Origin of the sequence: Granulicella sp. dw_53, from assembly GCF_018449545.1 — a bacterium.
Lineage (GTDB): Bacteria > Acidobacteriota > Terriglobia > Terriglobales > Acidobacteriaceae > Edaphobacter.
Window position 1 is genome coordinate 130759 of the sequence record NZ_JAAVUR010000013.1, and the last position, 17243, is coordinate 148001.

Annotated in this window: 10 protein-coding genes; 4 read left to right on the top strand and 6 right to left on the bottom strand. The window is 53.9% G+C overall.

Annotated elements, in window-relative coordinates; all coding sequences use genetic code 11:
• The first annotated feature begins 106 nt into the window (after positions 1-106).
• The gene (locus tag HB393_RS18920) at positions 107-955 is read left to right on the top strand and encodes an AraC family transcriptional regulator (RefSeq protein WP_213806761.1); all 849 of its coding nucleotides are present in this window, start codon (positions 107-109) and stop codon (positions 953-955) included.
• Positions 956-966: 11 nt separating this feature from the next.
• On the opposite strand, the gene HB393_RS18925 is transcribed toward HB393_RS18920, so the two are convergent.
• Positions 967-2073, bottom strand: a complete 1107-nt coding sequence (locus tag HB393_RS18925) for an NADH:flavin oxidoreductase/NADH oxidase (RefSeq protein WP_213806762.1) — start codon at positions 2071-2073, stop codon at positions 967-969.
• A 362-nt stretch (positions 2074-2435) separates the two neighbouring features.
• Here HB393_RS18925 and HB393_RS18930 point away from each other — a divergent pair, with 362 nt between their 5' ends.
• Positions 2436-3305 carry a hypothetical protein gene (locus HB393_RS18930; RefSeq protein WP_213806763.1) on the top strand — a complete coding sequence of 290 codons (870 nt, stop codon included), beginning with the start codon at positions 2436-2438 and terminating at the stop codon, positions 3303-3305.
• Between the two features lie 75 nt (positions 3306-3380).
• On the opposite strand, the gene HB393_RS18935 is transcribed toward HB393_RS18930, so the two are convergent.
• Together HB393_RS18935 and HB393_RS18940 are read right to left on the bottom strand one after the other, a co-directional pair.
• A complete protein-coding gene (locus tag HB393_RS18935; protein ID WP_255551349.1) occupies positions 3381-3923 on the bottom strand; it encodes a carbonic anhydrase in 543 nt (180 codons plus the stop codon).
• A 482-nt stretch (positions 3924-4405) separates the two neighbouring features.
• Entirely contained in the window at positions 4406-4876 is a 471-nt protein-coding gene (locus tag HB393_RS18940) for a hypothetical protein (protein WP_213806764.1), read from the bottom strand.
• A 366-nt stretch (positions 4877-5242) separates the two neighbouring features.
• Here HB393_RS18940 and HB393_RS18945 point away from each other — a divergent pair, with 366 nt between their 5' ends.
• Positions 5243-7876 carry a hypothetical protein gene (locus HB393_RS18945; protein ID WP_213806765.1) on the top strand — a complete coding sequence of 878 codons (2634 nt, stop codon included), beginning with the start codon at positions 5243-5245 and terminating at the stop codon, positions 7874-7876.
• Between the two features lie 39 nt (positions 7877-7915).
• On the opposite strand, the gene HB393_RS18950 is transcribed toward HB393_RS18945, so the two are convergent.
• Positions 7916-10114: an alpha-galactosidase gene (locus tag HB393_RS18950; RefSeq protein WP_213806795.1), complete on the bottom strand. Its 2199-nt coding sequence runs from the start codon at positions 10112-10114 to the stop codon at positions 7916-7918.
• A gap of 307 nt (positions 10115-10421) precedes the next feature.
• Here HB393_RS18950 and HB393_RS18955 point away from each other — a divergent pair, with 307 nt between their 5' ends.
• Positions 10422-11501, top strand: coding sequence for a LacI family DNA-binding transcriptional regulator (locus tag HB393_RS18955; protein WP_213806766.1), 1080 nt, complete (start codon positions 10422-10424; stop codon positions 11499-11501).
• Positions 11502-11540: 39 nt separating this feature from the next.
• Here the strand turns inward: HB393_RS18955 and HB393_RS18960 are convergent, their stop codons facing one another.
• Both HB393_RS18960 and HB393_RS18965 read right to left on the bottom strand, forming a co-directional pair.
• A complete protein-coding gene (locus HB393_RS18960; RefSeq protein WP_345945310.1) occupies positions 11541-13538 on the bottom strand; it encodes a glycoside hydrolase family 97 protein in 1998 nt (665 codons plus the stop codon).
• Between the two features lie 137 nt (positions 13539-13675).
• Complete coding sequence (locus HB393_RS18965) at positions 13676-17119, bottom strand: TonB-dependent receptor (protein WP_255551350.1); 3444 nt, start codon at positions 17117-17119, stop codon at positions 13676-13678.
• Positions 17120-17243: the final 124 nt, after the last annotated feature.

The window sequence follows — 17243 nt, forward strand, 5'->3', positions numbered from 1 at the left end:
GGAAGACCGCAAATCAAGTCAACGCCAAATCGGAGAACACAGCCGCACCCCGCAAGGTTCCACATCTTCTGCGGCTAAGCGTTTTTACGTCCGCGTCGGAGCCAGCATGGTATCTCCATTTCCGGAGAGCCCTGTCTTGGATTGCGCGCGTTCGCCTTGGACTGGTCTGGTCGTGGAGAGACATCATCACCAAGGCTGCGAGATTCCCGTCCACGATCACGAAACGCTGGCTCTCCACCTTCAGACAGGCGGAGAAGTCGATATGGAATGGTTCTGCTCCGGACGATCAGGTCGGCAGAGATCGACTCCAGGAAGCATGCTGCTTCTCCCAGCCGGCACCCGCGACAGCGTCATCTGGCATGCCTCTACAGAAAGAGTCGTCGCCTCGATTGAGCCCGCTATGCTCAAAGAAGCAGCGGAACAAATGGGCATCAGAGGATTCTGCGACTTCGATATTCGTTGGTCTCTTCGCGACGAGCAGTTGTCTTTGTTGCTGACTGAAATGAACCGCGAGATGAAATCTGGTTGGCTCATGGGCTCTCTCTACGGAGATCTACTCGGAATGTCTCTCTCGGTCGCATTGATTAAGAAGTACGGAGAGACAGCCAGTTACATTCCGCAGTTGAAAGGTGGCCTGTCACGCTCTCATATCAGGGCAGTGCTTGGTTATATCGAAGAGAATATCGATAAAGACATTCGCTTAGAAGAGCTTGCAGCCCTCAGCGGCCTCAGCCTCTTCCACTTCGCCAGGTCCTTCCGGGAAAGTCTAGGCGAAAGCCCTTATCAATTCATCTTGAAGAAGAGGATGCAAAGCGCCAAGAAGCTGCTCGTGCGGCCTGAGTGGAATATCCGCCAGATCGCCTCCGCAATCGGCTTTACAGATGTAAGCCAGTTCTCGAAGATGTTTCGCAAGAGCACCGGCGTGACGCCAACCACTTGGCGCCAGCAGGCATGAAAAGAAAACAGCTACTCGCTCTCGAACAAAGCTTTGACCTGTCGGGGCTGCGAGCGTAAATATTGGTTGGGCATATGTACCGTGCCACCCAACTCAACTGCGGCATGCCAGGGCCACCGCGGATCGAAAAGAGCGGTGCGCGCCAATGCGATCAGGTCGGCATCTCCGGTTCCGACGATGGACTCTGCCTGCTCAAAGCCAGTGATCAGTCCCACGGCCACAACCGGGATACCGACAGCCGCCTTCACCGCCCGTGCGAGTGGCACCTGATAGCTCGGCCCCAGCGGAATCTTCTGTGCAGGATCACTTCCCCCGCTGGAAACATGAATCACACTGCATCCGCGCCGCTCCAGCGCACGCGCGAACTCGATCGTCTGATCGATATCCAGACCTCCGTCGACCCAGTCTGTAGCCGAAACACGCACACTCACCGGCTTTCCAGGTGGGAACACATGCCGAACCGCATCAAAAACCTCCAACGGAAAACGCATCCGCTTCTCGAGAGAGCCGCCGTATTCGTCTTCACGATGGTTCGACAACGGGGACAGAAATTGATGCAGCAGATATCCATGTCCTACGTGGAGTTGGATCAGGTCGAGATCAAGTCGTTTCACGCGAATAGCAGACGCGACAAAGGCATCTCTCACCGCACGCAGTCCACTTTGATCCAGCGCCGTGGGAGAGGCATTCCCTTCCGCATAGGGGATCGGCGACGGCCCTACCGTAGGCCAACCCAGGGGGGCATCTGGAGCGAACTGTCCTCCTCCCTTCCAGGGAACTTCTATGGAAGCCTTCCGGCCTGCATGACTTAACTGAATGCCGATAGGCATCTTCGACCAATGTCGAATCCCTTCGAGAACTCTACGCATAGCCCCTTCCGTCTCGTCGTTCCACAATCCGACATCGGCATAGGTAATGCGCCCCTCGGGAAGGACCGCCGTCGCCTCGATCGTGAGTAATGCGGCTCCCGAAAGCGCAAGCTGGCCGAGATGAATCAAGTGCCAGTCGTTCATGCATCCGTTTTCAGCGGAGTACTGGCACATCGGGGCAATCACGATTCTGTTTGCAAGATCGAGATCACCAATGCGAATCCGACTGAAGAGAGCGGGATCAGACATAAAGGTCGTCCTTATACATTTCGATCGGAGAATGAATACCAGCTACTTATCCTGGAACCAGGACTTCAGCCTGTCAAACGAAATCGTTCTAGAGTCTCAGGGCATTCCATCTCATCAGTCAAACCATTTCTCCGAAGAGCTCTTGTCGTCAACCGCCCACAACGAATGCGCAGAGAATGAGTGAGACTTACGTATCGCCTTCGGCCAGGAAGGAAAACATTGCACCTTCATGTCTGCAGGGACAATCTGAAATATGTCTTTAGGGAAAATGCCGTGTGGCAATGAACCAGGTTGACCGTGGGCCATGCGTAGATTTTGGTCAAGTCCGAAAGGATCAACGAACGGAGTAGAAAGGGGAAGATATGGGCAACATAGGATTTGCTTTTCAAGCATCGAAGACCGCCAAACAGAATACAGAGATGGAGTTGGCCAAGGAACGGGACAGGGGGAAAGCCTTTCGATCGTTCGGCAAAGTCTTCTTCTTTGGTGCTCTCTTATTTCTTGGTAGAGGAGCGGTAGGTCAAATCTGCCAGAACATCCCAGTCGATCCCAACGATGGCCTCGCCAAATCTCCACAGAACTTCAAACTCTTATATGAAACTGAAGACGTGCGGGTGTTGGAAGCGACTATCCCTCCCCATGGCGCCCAGGCCATGCATAGCTTCACGCGGCCGGCGATTCTTTATCTTCGGAATAGTGTGCGCAGCAAGACCTTCTCGCCCGATATAACGGATCCACTCGAACACGAAGAAGAGAAGCCTTTCCAACCGAAGGTTATCCGCATCAGCCCATCTGGGCCTTACTCCACTCAAAACCTAAGCCGGCACATGTTCGTCGGGTTGCGGGTTGAACTGAAACATCCCGGGTGCGGAATTGCTTCAGACTCTTCCGAACTCAAATCAAGCAGTTCACTAGTTGGCACTGATCCTGCCCATACCAATCGAATCCTCTACGAGGACGCCGATGTTCGAGTGACCGACGTGCGGATCACCAGCGGAGAACATTCACTTCCCGCAAATCTTCCGGGCTTCTACTATTTTCCCAAGTTGAAGGCCAGGCAAGAACAGATGTCGGATGATAGTGGTGTATCAAAAGGCGACAGGATAGTTCCGTTCGCATCCCTGGATAAGGCTATTGGATCTGGCACTCCGTCAGGGAAACCTCTGCACGCCATCCGCTTCGAGTTGAAATACAAAGTACAGAACAGTGGTCAAGGCTCACTGTCACCCTAGAGCAATTCTCCTGTGGGTATATAGGAGAGACTCCCAATCGATGGCCTTTTATCAATTGCTCTGAGGATGATCCGCCTAGCTCTCCAAACGCAAACGACTGGGAGGAACCACGACCTCAATCTTGCCGGTGGAGATGTCGTACACAAGGCCAGAGATCATGAAACCAGCCGGAAGAGCGGGGTTAGCCTTGTAGGCTGCGATATCCATGGCTACTGCCTTACGCGGATCCGTGATCGCCATGGAGTCGAGTTCAGACCGCGTCACACCTAAGTGAGCTGCGAGAAGATCAGGAGCAAGTTTGTAGCAACCAATGATCCCGCAATCGGTGTGATGGAGGATAACCAGATTCCATCCCAGACCCATCTCTTGCCCTGCGGCCTTCGCAACGGCTGGAAGCAAGATCAATGTCTCGACCAGTGCAGGGTTCATCCGGCCACCGATGTTGCGGATGATCGCTGCTTCGCCCGGCTTCAGTCCAAGCACGTCCATCGGATCGACTCTGGGATCCAGGCACCCAATCAAAATGGTCTTGGTCGACGGTATGATCTTCAAACTGGCCGAGTGCCTAGCGCTCACAAATGCGTCGTTCCGTTGCGTGATGGTCTCGATGAAATCCAAAGCCGCCTCCAAAGTTTTGACAAACTTTATCCCTGGTCCAAAGCACAATCCAAACTATCACTTACAAACCTATGCCCCAAAAACACCAGCAAAACACCTTGTCAACCCCTAAAACAAGCTAACCTGTTTCAAATCTGAGAGATCGAAGTGGCACTTTAGTTATGATCCACTCTCTAAAATAGAAGTAGAAGTAAAGTTCGCTCAGTGCGAAACAGTAGCCGTTCCTTGCCAAGTCATCCACCCAAGATCGATCAGATCTAAGCCCACGGCGATAAGAAAAGTCCAGGCCCAAGCCCCATCCCATGAAGATTTTGCGCAAAAACCCGGGGGGAGGGGGTGTAGGCAAGGCCCCCCCAGGGGGGCCAGCCCACCGCCATGGAGCGCGAACTCACCCACACCAGGCCGTGGCGGCCCAATCAACGAGTGGTCAACCTACAGAACCGCATGAACACGAGATTCCCTCCCTTACAAATGAGATAGACCTAGCGGTGACCGCCTCCACGATCTCCGCCACCTCCGCGATCCCCACCACCGCCGCGATTTCCGCCTTGCGCCCCCGCGCTGTGCTCACGTCCGCCGTCGTGGCCTGCATTTCCCACATGGCCCTGTCCGTCCCGTGCTTCGTTTGCCTGGAAGTGATTAAAAGCGCGATCTCCGCGCCCCGGCATTGGCCCAGCATAACCGTGGCGAGGATCATAGCGATTATCGACGTGGCCGTAGAAGCCGCGAGAGCCGTGGAACCAAGGCCCAGCCCCGATAAACACTCCGCCATTGAACCAATCCGTGCCGTAGTAGCCATAGGGAGAGCAACTGTAGGGCGCGTAATCGTAATACCCGTAGGGACACACAGGCGCAACTCCGATGCCAATCGCAATTTGAGCCGGTGTCACTGCCGTACTGAAGACAAACACAGCACCGATCGCTACAGACGTGAAAGCTTTCCAGTAAGTCATCGTTCCTCCTTGACCTTCATTGCGTTGAAACAAGACAAACTGCAGATTTCTAGCCGCTATGAACTACCGCGAGTTATTCCTAACTGATGCGCTGTCCGCAGTAACAGAAGATATTCGAGTGTTCTAAAGTGCCTGGGGCGAGATCCACATGACATTCGAGCTGCACATGAAGCTCACCTGGCCACTGCCTGATGGTTCACAGATCTTCATACTTCCAGTCAGAAAAAGATGCTCTATTCTGCTCTAATTTAGGTTCAACGGCTGACTAGCTCAGGAAGAGAATCCTCGTTTGCGATCATGTGTCCTGTATTGAGATTTCACTTCATTCGTAACCACCCCCGGGATAACGCCAGCATCCTACAAGAAATGAAGTTCTCGAAAGTCGCAGCCTGCTCTTTCGCCGCGCTCCTGGCGGTGACCCTTCGTGCGGACAATGCACGTTTCGACCTGGTTGGTCCCAAAATCGACGTTCGCGTCACTCGCGGAACCATCACCTTGCCGATCGCTGAAGTTCCCAATCTGCAGGGAGGCGACAAAATATGGGTGAAGGCTGATCTCCCAGCGAGCCAGGCCAACCATCTGCTCATCATCGTCACCTTCCTTCGCGGCACCACTAACGCGCCGCCAGACGACTGGTTCACAAAGATCGAAACCTGGGACAAGAAGACCGCTGAAGGCACGACGATTACTGTTCCAGCCGAAGCCGAGCAGGCCATTCTCTTCGTCGCTCCTGAAACCGGTGGCGACTTCAATACCCTGCGCTCCGCTGTGAAAGGCAAACCAGGTCTCTTCATTCGTGCCGATGTCGATCTAAATGAAGCCTCCTTCGAGCAGCAGCGCATCGAACGCTATCTCGCCGCGATGAAGACAGTTCCCCAGAACGACCAGAAAGCCATTCAGGATCGCTCCGCAAAGCTGGCCTCTACACTCGCTCTCAAGCCCAACGCCGACTGCTTCAAACAGTCCGTCGAGCAGCAGGTGAACTGCCTCACCCAGTCCAGCGCTCCGGTGCTGCTCGACGACGGCCACGGCCAGAGCATCGCCGAATCTCTCTCCACTGGCCCGTCGTCGGACTTCATCAACGCCGCCTCCTATACACAACCAGGAGGAGCCGGCCTCTACTCGGCCTACGTGGGTGCCGTAGTGGACCTCGTCCATCTTGTCACCCTGATGCACACCGCGCAGTACCAGTACATTCCTGCAATCAGCTTCCCTCAGGGCTCCACGCTTAATCTGAAGCTCAATGCTCCACCCTCGTTCCATAAACCCGAATCCGTCATCGTTATCGGATTGCCCGCAATCCAAAAGACCAAGCTGCCGCCGTTGCATCCTCACGACATCAATCAGGTCGCATGCCTTTTGCAGCCAAGAATGATTCTGCCCCTTGAAGGCGCGCCTCTCGTCTTCTCCACCAGCTTCGCTCACGATCTCGTTCTGCACCTCAACCGAACCGGAGCTGCCACCGACATTCCACTTACTCCCGAAGCGTTCGAAGGCGGCCTCATCGTCGCAAAAGAAAAGCAACGCGAGTCACTGCAAGATACCAAACGACACGATGACAGCGCGGCAGCAGCGAAGACTGACGTGAAGATCGGCACAAGCAGCGATCTCACCATCACCGGCACCGTCCGCGGCTACTTTGGTTTCGACTCCTTTGAAGGTCCCACCCTCACCCTCCAGCAGGTTGATGGCAAAAACTGGAAGATCGTTGGCGATACCCAACTCCTCGCCGGACAGGATAATCACCTCACGATTAAAGGCGATGGAACCGCTTGCGTCGAGCATATCGCGCTTTCAAACAACAAGGACAAGGACGTTGAGGTCACCTTCAAGCCTGCAGGAACCAACGAAGGCAAGGATGCAAACAACACTCTCGATCTGGAGGTCCCGCTCAAAAAGGTGCAGCCCGGCGGCTACTCCCTCGCCATCCAGCAGTATGGAAGCTCCGACAAAAATAACGTCCCGCTAACCGCATACACCGGCGACATTCACCTTGAGGGTATCAAGATTCACCAAGGCGACAACAAAGCCATACTCACCGGAGCGGGCCTTAAGGATGTCGTCTCAGCACAAATCGCCGATCAAGCCTTCACCCCCGCACCCAGCGGCAATGACGACAAGACCGTGCATCTTGACGCCAAGGCCGGAGTCTCGCTCGGCGAGAGCAAAGATGCGACGGTAAAGCTTAAAGACGGTCGCACGATGACCGTAAAAATCTCCGCCGAAGGCGCCCGTCCAGCTCTGACACTGCTCTCTTTCAACGACACTCCGACACAACAAAGTGGAGCCATTCCTATCAGTTTGGGAATGAAAGATGAGATCCCAATTAGCAGCAAGCTGACCTTTGTCGTGCAAACGAAAGAGGTATTTCCTCGCACACAGACCGTCGAAGTTTCCACAGGAAGCGGCCTGGTCCATACAAGCCTATCGATTGCTGCCAGCAATCTCATATTGCAGGACGAACACACCGCCATCGCCACGCTAAACCCACTCACCGCCTTCGGTCAGTCTGCCTTCGGGAAGCTGCAGATGCGCCCAGTCGCGGAAGATGGCACATCGGGCGATTGGACCTCGCTAGGCACCCTCGTCCGCACGCCACAAATCACAGTCATCCGTTGCACCACCCCAGACGCGCCCACCTGTACCGTCGAAGGTACTAACATGTTTCTTGTTCAGTCCTTCGGTGCAGACAAAGACTTCGCAAAGCCAGCCGAAGTGCCAACCGGATTCGCCGAGAGCACCTTTAGCGTGCCCACACCGGCAGATGGAAAGACGCTTTACCTCAAACTACGCGATAACCCCGATGCAGTGGCCACCATGACGCTCCCCACACCCGTTGAGAACCCTGCACCTGCACCAGCGCCATCACCCGACTCGAACACAGCTCCCGATGGCCACCCTGCGCCAGCCCCACAGAGCCAGCCTCCCACACCCGATCCGGCAAAACCATCCACACCTCCTGCCCAACCTCCTACCGAAGCTCCTGTGACACCAAAGTAACGAACGAGTCAGACTGACGAAGAGTCATCAAAAAAAGAACTAGCGATTAGTCGATTCGAGCGAGAAGGCCGCAGCTTGAAAGTCTCCCCGCAGTTCAACGTCCACTCCTTGCTGCATCCAGAAAGCGCCGCTGGCAACAGATGGAGTATTCGCAGATAACTTACCATCGAGAGCGGTGATCTTATACAGCTGGTCCGGTCTCAGTCCCCTGAGATGTATCCGCGGGTATCGATAAAGCATTTGACTCGAGTGCAGAAACGCAAAGGTGACAGCTCGGCCCTGATCTTCGGAGACACTTTCCGTCACAGACTGTTCGCTTCCCTTCTGGGGTGAAATCAACCGATAGAGCGAACCACGCTGTGTGGTTTCGCGAATCTGCTTATATTGATTCACCATCTTCTTCGCAGTAGCGAAGTCCTCTGGCTTCCAATTATTGAGATTCGCTCCGATACCAAGGGATCCCTGCATAGCGGAGAGAAAACGATATTCAAGCGAGAGCACACGTTGATTGACCCAGGTGGGAGAGTCCGTAACCCACGCCATCATTACACCTGGAGCGTAAGCATAGCTGAAGCCATCTTGCATCAGAAGGCGGTCGAAGGCGTCCGTATTGTCCGAGGTCCAGACTTCATCCGTCAGTCTCATAATCCCAAGATCAACACGGCTGCCGCCACCAGAGCAACTTTCAATCTCTACCTTCGGATATTTCGCTCGCAGCTCCGCAAGGATCGAATAGAGATTCTGTACATAGTCAACGTACACTTTCTTTTGATCTTCGACTGCGACGGCTGGCCATCCGGGTTCGGACCAGTTGCGGTTGTAGTCCCACTTCAGGAAAGCGATATCATTTTCATTCAGGAGTTTGTCGAGAAACTGATAGATATATTCGCGCACGTCGGGACGAGCCAGATTGAGCATCATCTGATTTCTGCCCTCTGTACGTGGCCGGCCGGTGAAGTTGAGCACCCAGTCGGGGTGCTTTCGGTAGAGATCGCTGTCTGCGTTCACCATCTCCGGTTCGACCCATAGACCAAAGTCCATGTTGAGTGAATGCACTTTATCGATCAATGGCTTTAGTCCGTGGGGAAACTTCACCGGGTTCACATACCAGTCACCCAAACCCGCACGGTCATTCACTCGTTTGCCAAACCAGCCATCGTCGACTACGAACCTTTCCACACCGATCGTGGCAGCCTTCTCCGCAAGAGTCTCTTGCCCCGCTTCATCCACTTTGAACTCAGTCGCTTCCCAGGAGTTGTAGAGAACCGGACGAAGCTTCGGGCTTGGCGCGTGCGGGAGGATGCTGGAAGTTTCAAAGCGGTGCAGGAGCCTTGACGCACCGCCTACTCCCTTGTCCGAAAAACCAGCGTAAAAGTCAGGCGACTGAAGATGCTGGCCAGGCACCAATCGATAGCCAAAGTCGAAGGCATTCGGCCCTCCAGTTACGCGGATCTGCTGTAGCTGATCCTGTTCCACACTGATCTGCCACGATCCGCTCCATCCCAAAGCGCCAAACCAAACATCACCCTGATCCTGATCGTTCGAACTGGCACGGTCAATTGCGAACCAGGGGTTGTTTTGATCGCCCGTTGAACCTCTACGGCTCTCGAGAATGGTCTTTCCTGGTTGGATCATCTGCTCATGTAGACTCCACTCTCCCGCCCAGCGGCCTGTGAGGTATCGCAATCTGTAGTCGACTCCGCGCGGCAGATTCCAAGTGCCGGACGCCATTTGTTCGATAGTCAAGGACTCTGCTGTCTTGTTCTGGAGCTGTGCAGATCGCCGCAGGATGCCCGTCTTAGGGTCTACCTGGTAGAGCAACTCGACATAGACTTCTCGAGATATGTCTTTGAGCAAAATGGTTAGCTGGTCCCCAGCGATGGCATGAGAAACATACTCCAGCACCAGGTCGCGATTTCCATCCGGGAACGTGATCTTCAGATCCGGTTCGACATAGAGACCGCCTCCCCAACCCGCAAACTCGTGCCGCGTTGTATTGATCGAGTCGTCAAAGGAAGAGAGCCCGCCGTCCGAGTGCGGCGCAGCAAAACTGTCCATTGAGGGTAGCCGCTTCCCCCAATACATAGTTTGCGGTTCCTTTTTTTCGTTGATCCCGAAGAGATAAGACATCCCGGCAGCATCTATGCGAAAAACCTTTGTTTGCTTGTCGAAACGAATCGACGTGCCGCCAGCTTGCGAATGAGCCTGCAACGGATTCGTTATTCCCGATATTGCCATTACCAGAATCAGGAACAACTGCCTGGTGGCTTGCGCCAGTTTTCCGCTGGGCATCCCCGCATTGGACCGCCTGTAAACTATCATTGCTCTCTCTGTAGAGTCCATTTTTCTTACCCTCAAACCAGATTCCTTCGACGTTATCGAGCACGCTCGAGTCTGAAATTATTCCCTACATGCTGTGCTAATCGTGCGAGCATTGACGAGTGGTGTTTTTTGCCGATAGGCTCGGCGTGAGCAATTGCTCCAAACTATACGAATCGTTCGTCGCAACATAAATGACGTGCCTATAACTCGAACATTGAGACCTATGAACAACCCTTCCAAGAGTTCCGGAATTAAAGACATAGCCAATGCCCTTGGCATATCGATTGGCACGGTGGATCGAGCCCTGCACGAGCGAACGGGCGTTAGTCCAAAGACCAAAGCACGCGTCCTTCAGATGGCAGAGAAATTGGGATACAAGCCCAACCTCGCTGCTCAAGCACTGAAACTGAACCGACGCTTGGAGATCGCCGTTGTTCTTCCGAAGCAGATCTCTCACTTCTTTGACCCGTTGCGTGCGGGTATTCGCGCCGCCGCAGACGCGACCGTCGGCATGCATATCAAAGTCACGTTTTACGAGTATCCACGGCTCGGACAAGGCGACTTGGAACTGCTCGAAGCCAGATTGAAGGATAAGTATGACGGGATCATCTTTACCCCCGGCAATCCCAGGAAACTCGAGTCGATCATTCAACGACTGGCCGCTCATGGTACTGCGGTGCTTTGTGTCGCGAGCGACGCCCCAGGCAGCCGTCGCATCGGTCTTGTCTCCGCGCATGCTTACAGCAGCGGCGCGTTGGCCGCGGAACTCCTGTCCCACAAACTTTCGCGAAAGACGCATGTTGCGACAATCACTGGCGAGTTGACGACGTTCGACCATGCCGAGAAACTTAGGGGATTCGCCGCGACCCTTGCCATGCTTGCTCCGCATCTCAGTTTGTTGCCTGTGGTCGAGTCTCATGAACGTCCCAAGGAAGCGTACCGGCAAACCATCGCCTTGCTCCACGGAGAAACGAAGCCGCAGGGTTTGTATATCAGCACTGCGAACAGCCTCCCTGTCCTCCGCGCACTTGAGGAAGAAGACTTGCTTGGGAAGATCCAGGTCGTCACTACCGATCTTTTCCAGGAATTGGTTCCCATGATTGAGACTGGGAAGATTCTCGCGACCTTGTACCAGCGCCCATACACGCAGGGCAAGGTCGCGTTCGAGAGCCTTATCACCCATCTGCTCGAAGAGAGGAAGACCTCTCCCATGATTCGTCTTGCACCGCATATTATCTTCCGCAGCAATCTCCCGCTCTTCACGGATCGGTTAGACGGTCTTGCTGACCCGGGACGATCGTAAGACCGCGCAGGTATAGTCTGGCGGTCTCGCTGATCTGTTTTACTTCCCTGCCTCAGGGATGAAGCGGATAGCGCATCCCCCTCCCGAAGCTAAATGCAGCGTCAACTGCTCTCCCTTATGGACGGTCTGCTTTCTGATCGCGACATTTTTCGGATGCACTCCCGCATCCGCGGCATCTTCGTAGATCTCCGCGGTATAGCGTCCCGAGCCAAGGAAGTCGAGCGGCACATGAAGCTCGCGAGGGGTCCAATTCGTGATGCTTCCGAGATACCATTCCTTTCCATGGCTGCGGGCGATCGTCACGAACTCCCCGGGCTCGCCGTTCACTACGTGCATTGCGTCCCACTGAGTCGGCACATCCTGAATGAATTTAAAGGCTGGCTGATTAGCATACGCCTGGGGACTGTCAGACACCATCTGAAACGGAGTCTGAAAGACAACATAGAGTCCCAATTGTTGGGCTCGGGTGCCCATAATCATGGGACTTTGGTCACGCCCGACGAACTCATCCTCGGTTACATTGTTGAAGCCACCGGGCGTATAGTCGAGCGGTCCCGCGACCATGCGCGTAAAAGGAAATACTGTCCGATCGACCGGAGAGTCTCGTCTCGCCACCTTACTATTCTCTGCTCCTAGGACTGCTTCATAGCTAAGTACGTTCGGATAGGTTCTTTCAATACCCCAAGGTTTGCTGGCGCCATGAAAGTCCACCATGAGATGGTGTTCCGCCGCCAGGCTAGCCACGTCATAGTAGAACTTGATCCCCTCTTGATCGTCACGATTGATGAAATCGATTTTGACGCCGGCCACTCCCCATTTTTCGAAGAGCGGGAAGGCATCTTTCATTTGATCCATCACAGACGTCGAATAGAGCCAGATCCATACCTTGACGTGCTTCGCAGCAGCATAGCGAACAAGTTCCGGCACATCGACGTTGCCGCGCTGCTTCAGGATGTCTCGCCCGTCCGCCCATCCGGCATCGAGCAGCATATACGGAAAGCCAGATTGAGCCGCGAAGTCAACGTAGTACTCCATGTTCTTCGTTGTGTAAGCGGCTTTCCCATCCGGTCCGATATCTCCGGCCCACCAATTCCAGGAAGCTTTGCCAGGACGAATCCAGCTCGTATCCTGCACGCGGTTCGGAGAGTTAAGATCGGAGACAATGTTCGATTCCATCAGCCTTCCCGGCTCGTCTCCAACGATGAGGACTCTCCATGCAGAGTGATGCGGAAGTGTCGTTGAGAGAGCAAGGTTAGCATCGTCGAACCGCGGTGAAAGCTTCGATACGAAATAGTGACCAGCCCAGTTTCCCGAAGGGTTCGTCACGTACATACCGGAATTGCCTTCGAGATCTGCTTCCGTCAGAGTCATCCACGCGATACCGGGCGAATGCATCAACAAAGGCATACCAATGAGAAAGCTGCTCGATACGCCACCTTGATTGCTAAAGGCCGTGATAGGTAGCTTCACGTATTCGCTCTCATAGCTGCTTCGGTAGTTCGGAAGCGCCAACGCCCACGTCGTGGCATCGGTGCTAATACGAAACTCGGTATTCTCCTGCTTGAGACGAACCTCTTTCATTGCATCCTGTTCGGGCAATACGTAGCGGAAGGCCACGCCATCGTTGTAGGCTCTCGCTTCGATGTTCAATAATCGGTGAGGTTCGCCAGTCTCGGAGGTTCGTAGCAACACGCTGTTGTACTGATCGTGAACGCTGCTCACCTTGCCTGCCAGCAAGCTATAGTCGTCACTCCCTTTCGCCGGGACCGCCTCAACGAGGTGAACATTGGCTCCGAGCGCAGGTTGCCCAACCAACTCTAAAGAGAGGGCCGATTGATCAAGCACCGGCTTCCCGCGAAATGTCACGGAGTACACGAGCTTCCCGCCAGAAGAAGATGATTCCTTTGCAGCGATTGTCGTGAACTGGATAGCCAATCGCTGATCCGGCGACGACAGGGTCACTGGGATCGACTGCGCGAAGCATTCATAAGCCAGCGTTGTCGCGAGAAAAACCAAGGCAAGATGCGAATTCTTCAAGGACCAACTCATAGGAACAGCCTTTCGATAAATGGCAGCGGCGCGGAGGCAGCAGTTCGGGGCGAAGGGTGGGAGTTTTCGCCCAGGCCCTTCACCCCTTTTCGAGTTACTCCAACTTTATGGGCGTAGCTCATGAGTTAGAACGCGTATTTAAGTGACAGTTGAAAGAAACGAGCATCCGGGGTGTTGTTCTGAAATGTCTTTGGCCCAGTGATATTGCCCGCATTGGCGCTGTTGTTGGTTGTCGACGGATTGCCGAGGGTTGGATGATTCAGTACGTTGAATCCATCTGCGCGGAACTGAAGATACTGTTCACGCCACGTTCTGAAGTTTTTGAACAGTGACATATTGATACCGTAGTATCCCGGCCCATAGATCTGGTTGGACTTCCCGCCCAGATATTGAATCACGGTCGCTTGATCTGTCACGGGAGTGGTGATCAGGTTGCCCGACAATGGATTCGCAAAGGCGCAAGGGTTATACCAGTTTGTACGGTTCCTTACGGAGGTTGGACAATCCGCAGCAGCCAGCGATGGATTGGAAGGGTCTGGTGAGCCACCGGGTGCGAACGCACTTCCCACAAGATTCGCTCTTCTCGTGTCAGTGGCGCCGGCCGCTCCAGTGTTGTTCGCGTATACGGTGAAAGGCGTACCGCTCTGGGCGACCCAGGTCAGACTCGACGACCATCCACCTACAATTTCGTCAGCCCATACGGAATGGTTCAGATACGCGCGTCCCTTACCAAATGGGAGAACATAGTTGCCGTTGAGCGTGAAACGGTTCCGAACGTCGTAGACCGAATTAGTCAGTTCGTCGATGATTGGAATAAGAGCGCGTTGACGGTCTCCAATGCCGCTGGAGAGGCCTCCAGCGGAACCGGTATCATCCATGGCATGCGCCCAAGTGTAAGTGGCGAGGAAGCTCAAGCCGTGCGACGCGCGCTTTTCCGCCTTCGCCTGGAGCGAGTTATATGTGCTCACACCGCCATAACGAATTGTGCCGATTCCCCCAAGATCCGGAAAGGGTTGGAACTGCTGTGTGCTAGTTCCAGCTGGATACAATGCTCGAACCGCATTGGGATCGGCATACGTTCCGAGGTGGCGCGAAGAGTTTCCAACATAGCTAATGGTTGTTGCCAAATTGGAAGTCATCTGCCGCTGAAACGATAGGTTATAGTTCATCGTGTACGGCGTCTTGATCTGACGATCAACGGCATGAAAACCGGGCGAGGTTACTGCGTTCAGGATGCCGTTGCCCAGAAAGGCCGACATCCCACTCTCCAGGGTAATGCCGTTTGATGGGCAGTTCCCAAGGCTGCACGACTTGGGATTGATGTTGATCTGGCCGCGAAATGGGAAGTTGTCGCCAATGTTCGTTCCACCATTGCTCTCCAGTCCTCCGTAGAAGATTCCATAGCCAGCGCGGATCACGGTAAGTGGATCTAACTGATAGGCGAGTCCCACGCGTGGCGCAAAGTTCGTCAGTTGACCGCTTGCGAGGCGTTCGTTGTCGACGTACTGAACCCCGATACCATCCTTCGCCAAAATACCCAGGAACACGCTACCGAGAGCGACAGAATTCTCAATCTTCTTAGGGAGAATCACCGTACCGGTTCCGGCGCCAATCCCCAGAGAACCGGGAATGAAGTTCTCTTGCCTTCCCGAATTCTCTTTGAGGGGCTCGTAGTAGTCATACCTTACCCCGAGGTTGAGTGTCAGTCGCGAAGATAACTTCCAATCGTCCTGCAAATACACAGAGTCATACCATTGGGCGTCATTGATGTTTGGAGCGCTCGAGATGGATCCCGAATTCATCTGGTCAGCTAAGAAGTCCGCAATGCCAGAGCCCGAAGTAGTAGTTGACTTAGGATCGCTGGTGTAAAGCCCATTGAAATTGTAGTTACCAAGATTCGATGGCGCGTACCGATCAAAGAATCGAATCGCCTGGAACGAAACACCCAATTTTAGAGAGTGATTTCCCCAAGTCTTCGAAATGTTATCGAGGATCTGATAAACATTCTGAGATTCATTCGACGTTCCCTGTGATCCCCAATTGCTTAATCCGGAGACTGTTGCCAGTGGGAGGCCTCCCTCATTCGGCGTAAACGGAATGCCTCCCAGCCCGAGGGTTGGCGCGAGATTGGTATTAGCGTTTGGCTGAAGAAAAGAGAATCTGCCCGCGTTGAAACTGAAGCGAAACTCATTGGTAAGCGACGGCGTGAAGATATGAGTTTCACTGGCTGCAAAATTCTGAGCCAGATTGACGTCATTTTGACCACCATATGGGCTGCCATCAAGAGGATTGCCCAACGGCAGGCCGTTGACCGTGATCTGATGTACGTAGCTGTAACGCGCATAGGCCTGATCTTTCGCGCTAATATTCCAGTCCAGACGCTGATCCCACTGGAACGTATTGTTGTGGGTGGGAGTATTGACAACATAATTGCTAAACGTCTTTCCACCGTTTGTATTGGGCAAGGGGTACAGATTCAAGATGCGCTGTGCTACCGCGTTGATCTGGCCAGGGCAAAACACATTATTCTGGCCGTTGCATGACAACTTATTGGCGGCACCACCACCTGAGTTAGGCTGGTAAAGCTGAACGCTCTGACCATTGAGATTTGTGTTCAGCAGCTCTGAGAAATTTCCCTGCCGCATCAGTGCTGTGGGTACGGAATAGACCCCCGGATTGCTGAAGGCGATTCGGTTTGCTTCTGCATCACCAAAGTAAAAGAGCTTGTTCTTCCAAATCGGAAAGCCCAGTGTCGCTCCAAACTGATTCTCGTGGTACACGGGTATTGTCAGTGCATTCCAGTTCTTTGCGTCCAGGCTCGTATTTCGGACATACTCCCATACACTACCGTGTATCTGATTGGTGCCGGATTTAATACTGGCACTCAACACCGCACCGGCAGAATGCCCAAACTCGGCGCTGAAGTTACTTGTCTGGAGACTGAACTCCGATAAGGCATCTGGAGGCGGACGAACAACATAGGTGGAGCCGTTTAGAAAGTCGACGAGATTAGTATTGTTGTCGACTCCATCCAGAATAAAGTTGTTCTGCGTCGACCGCTGTCCGTTCGCAACGAAGTCTCCCGACCCTGATCCGCGCGTGTTTCCGAAGGGAGGAGCAACACCCGCCGTCAACTGGGCAATATAGACGAAGTTACGGCCGTTCAACGGCGTGTTATTGATCGTCTCGCTGCTGATTACCTGTGATACTCCGCTCGTCTGCGTCTCGAGAAGGGGTGGAGCGTCAGTGATAGTCACCGTCTCAGAAACGGAGCCAGGCTTGAGAGCGATGACAATATTCAGTCGCTGCTGGGCATCGAGATGGACGTTCTGCTGCGTCGTTGTTTGAAAGCCCTGCGCTGAAGCGCTGACGGTGTAATTTCCAATTTTGAGCGGAGAGAACACATAGACACCACTCCCGTTGGTACTGCCGCCCAGCACCAGGCCCGTATCGACATTCGTAACAACCACCTTCGCTGACGGAACTACAGCCCCCGAATTATCCTGCACGATCCCTGTAATTGCGCCCTGATCAACCTGGGCTATTCCAACTCGGCTTGAAAAAGCCATCCCGACAATACATAACAACCCCACCCAACTCTTCGTGATCCGATATCTAGTTTTTTGAAAGCTGCCCTTCTTCATCTTCCTACTCCTCCCCGCATCAATCTATGAACTCCGACAACACAGGTCT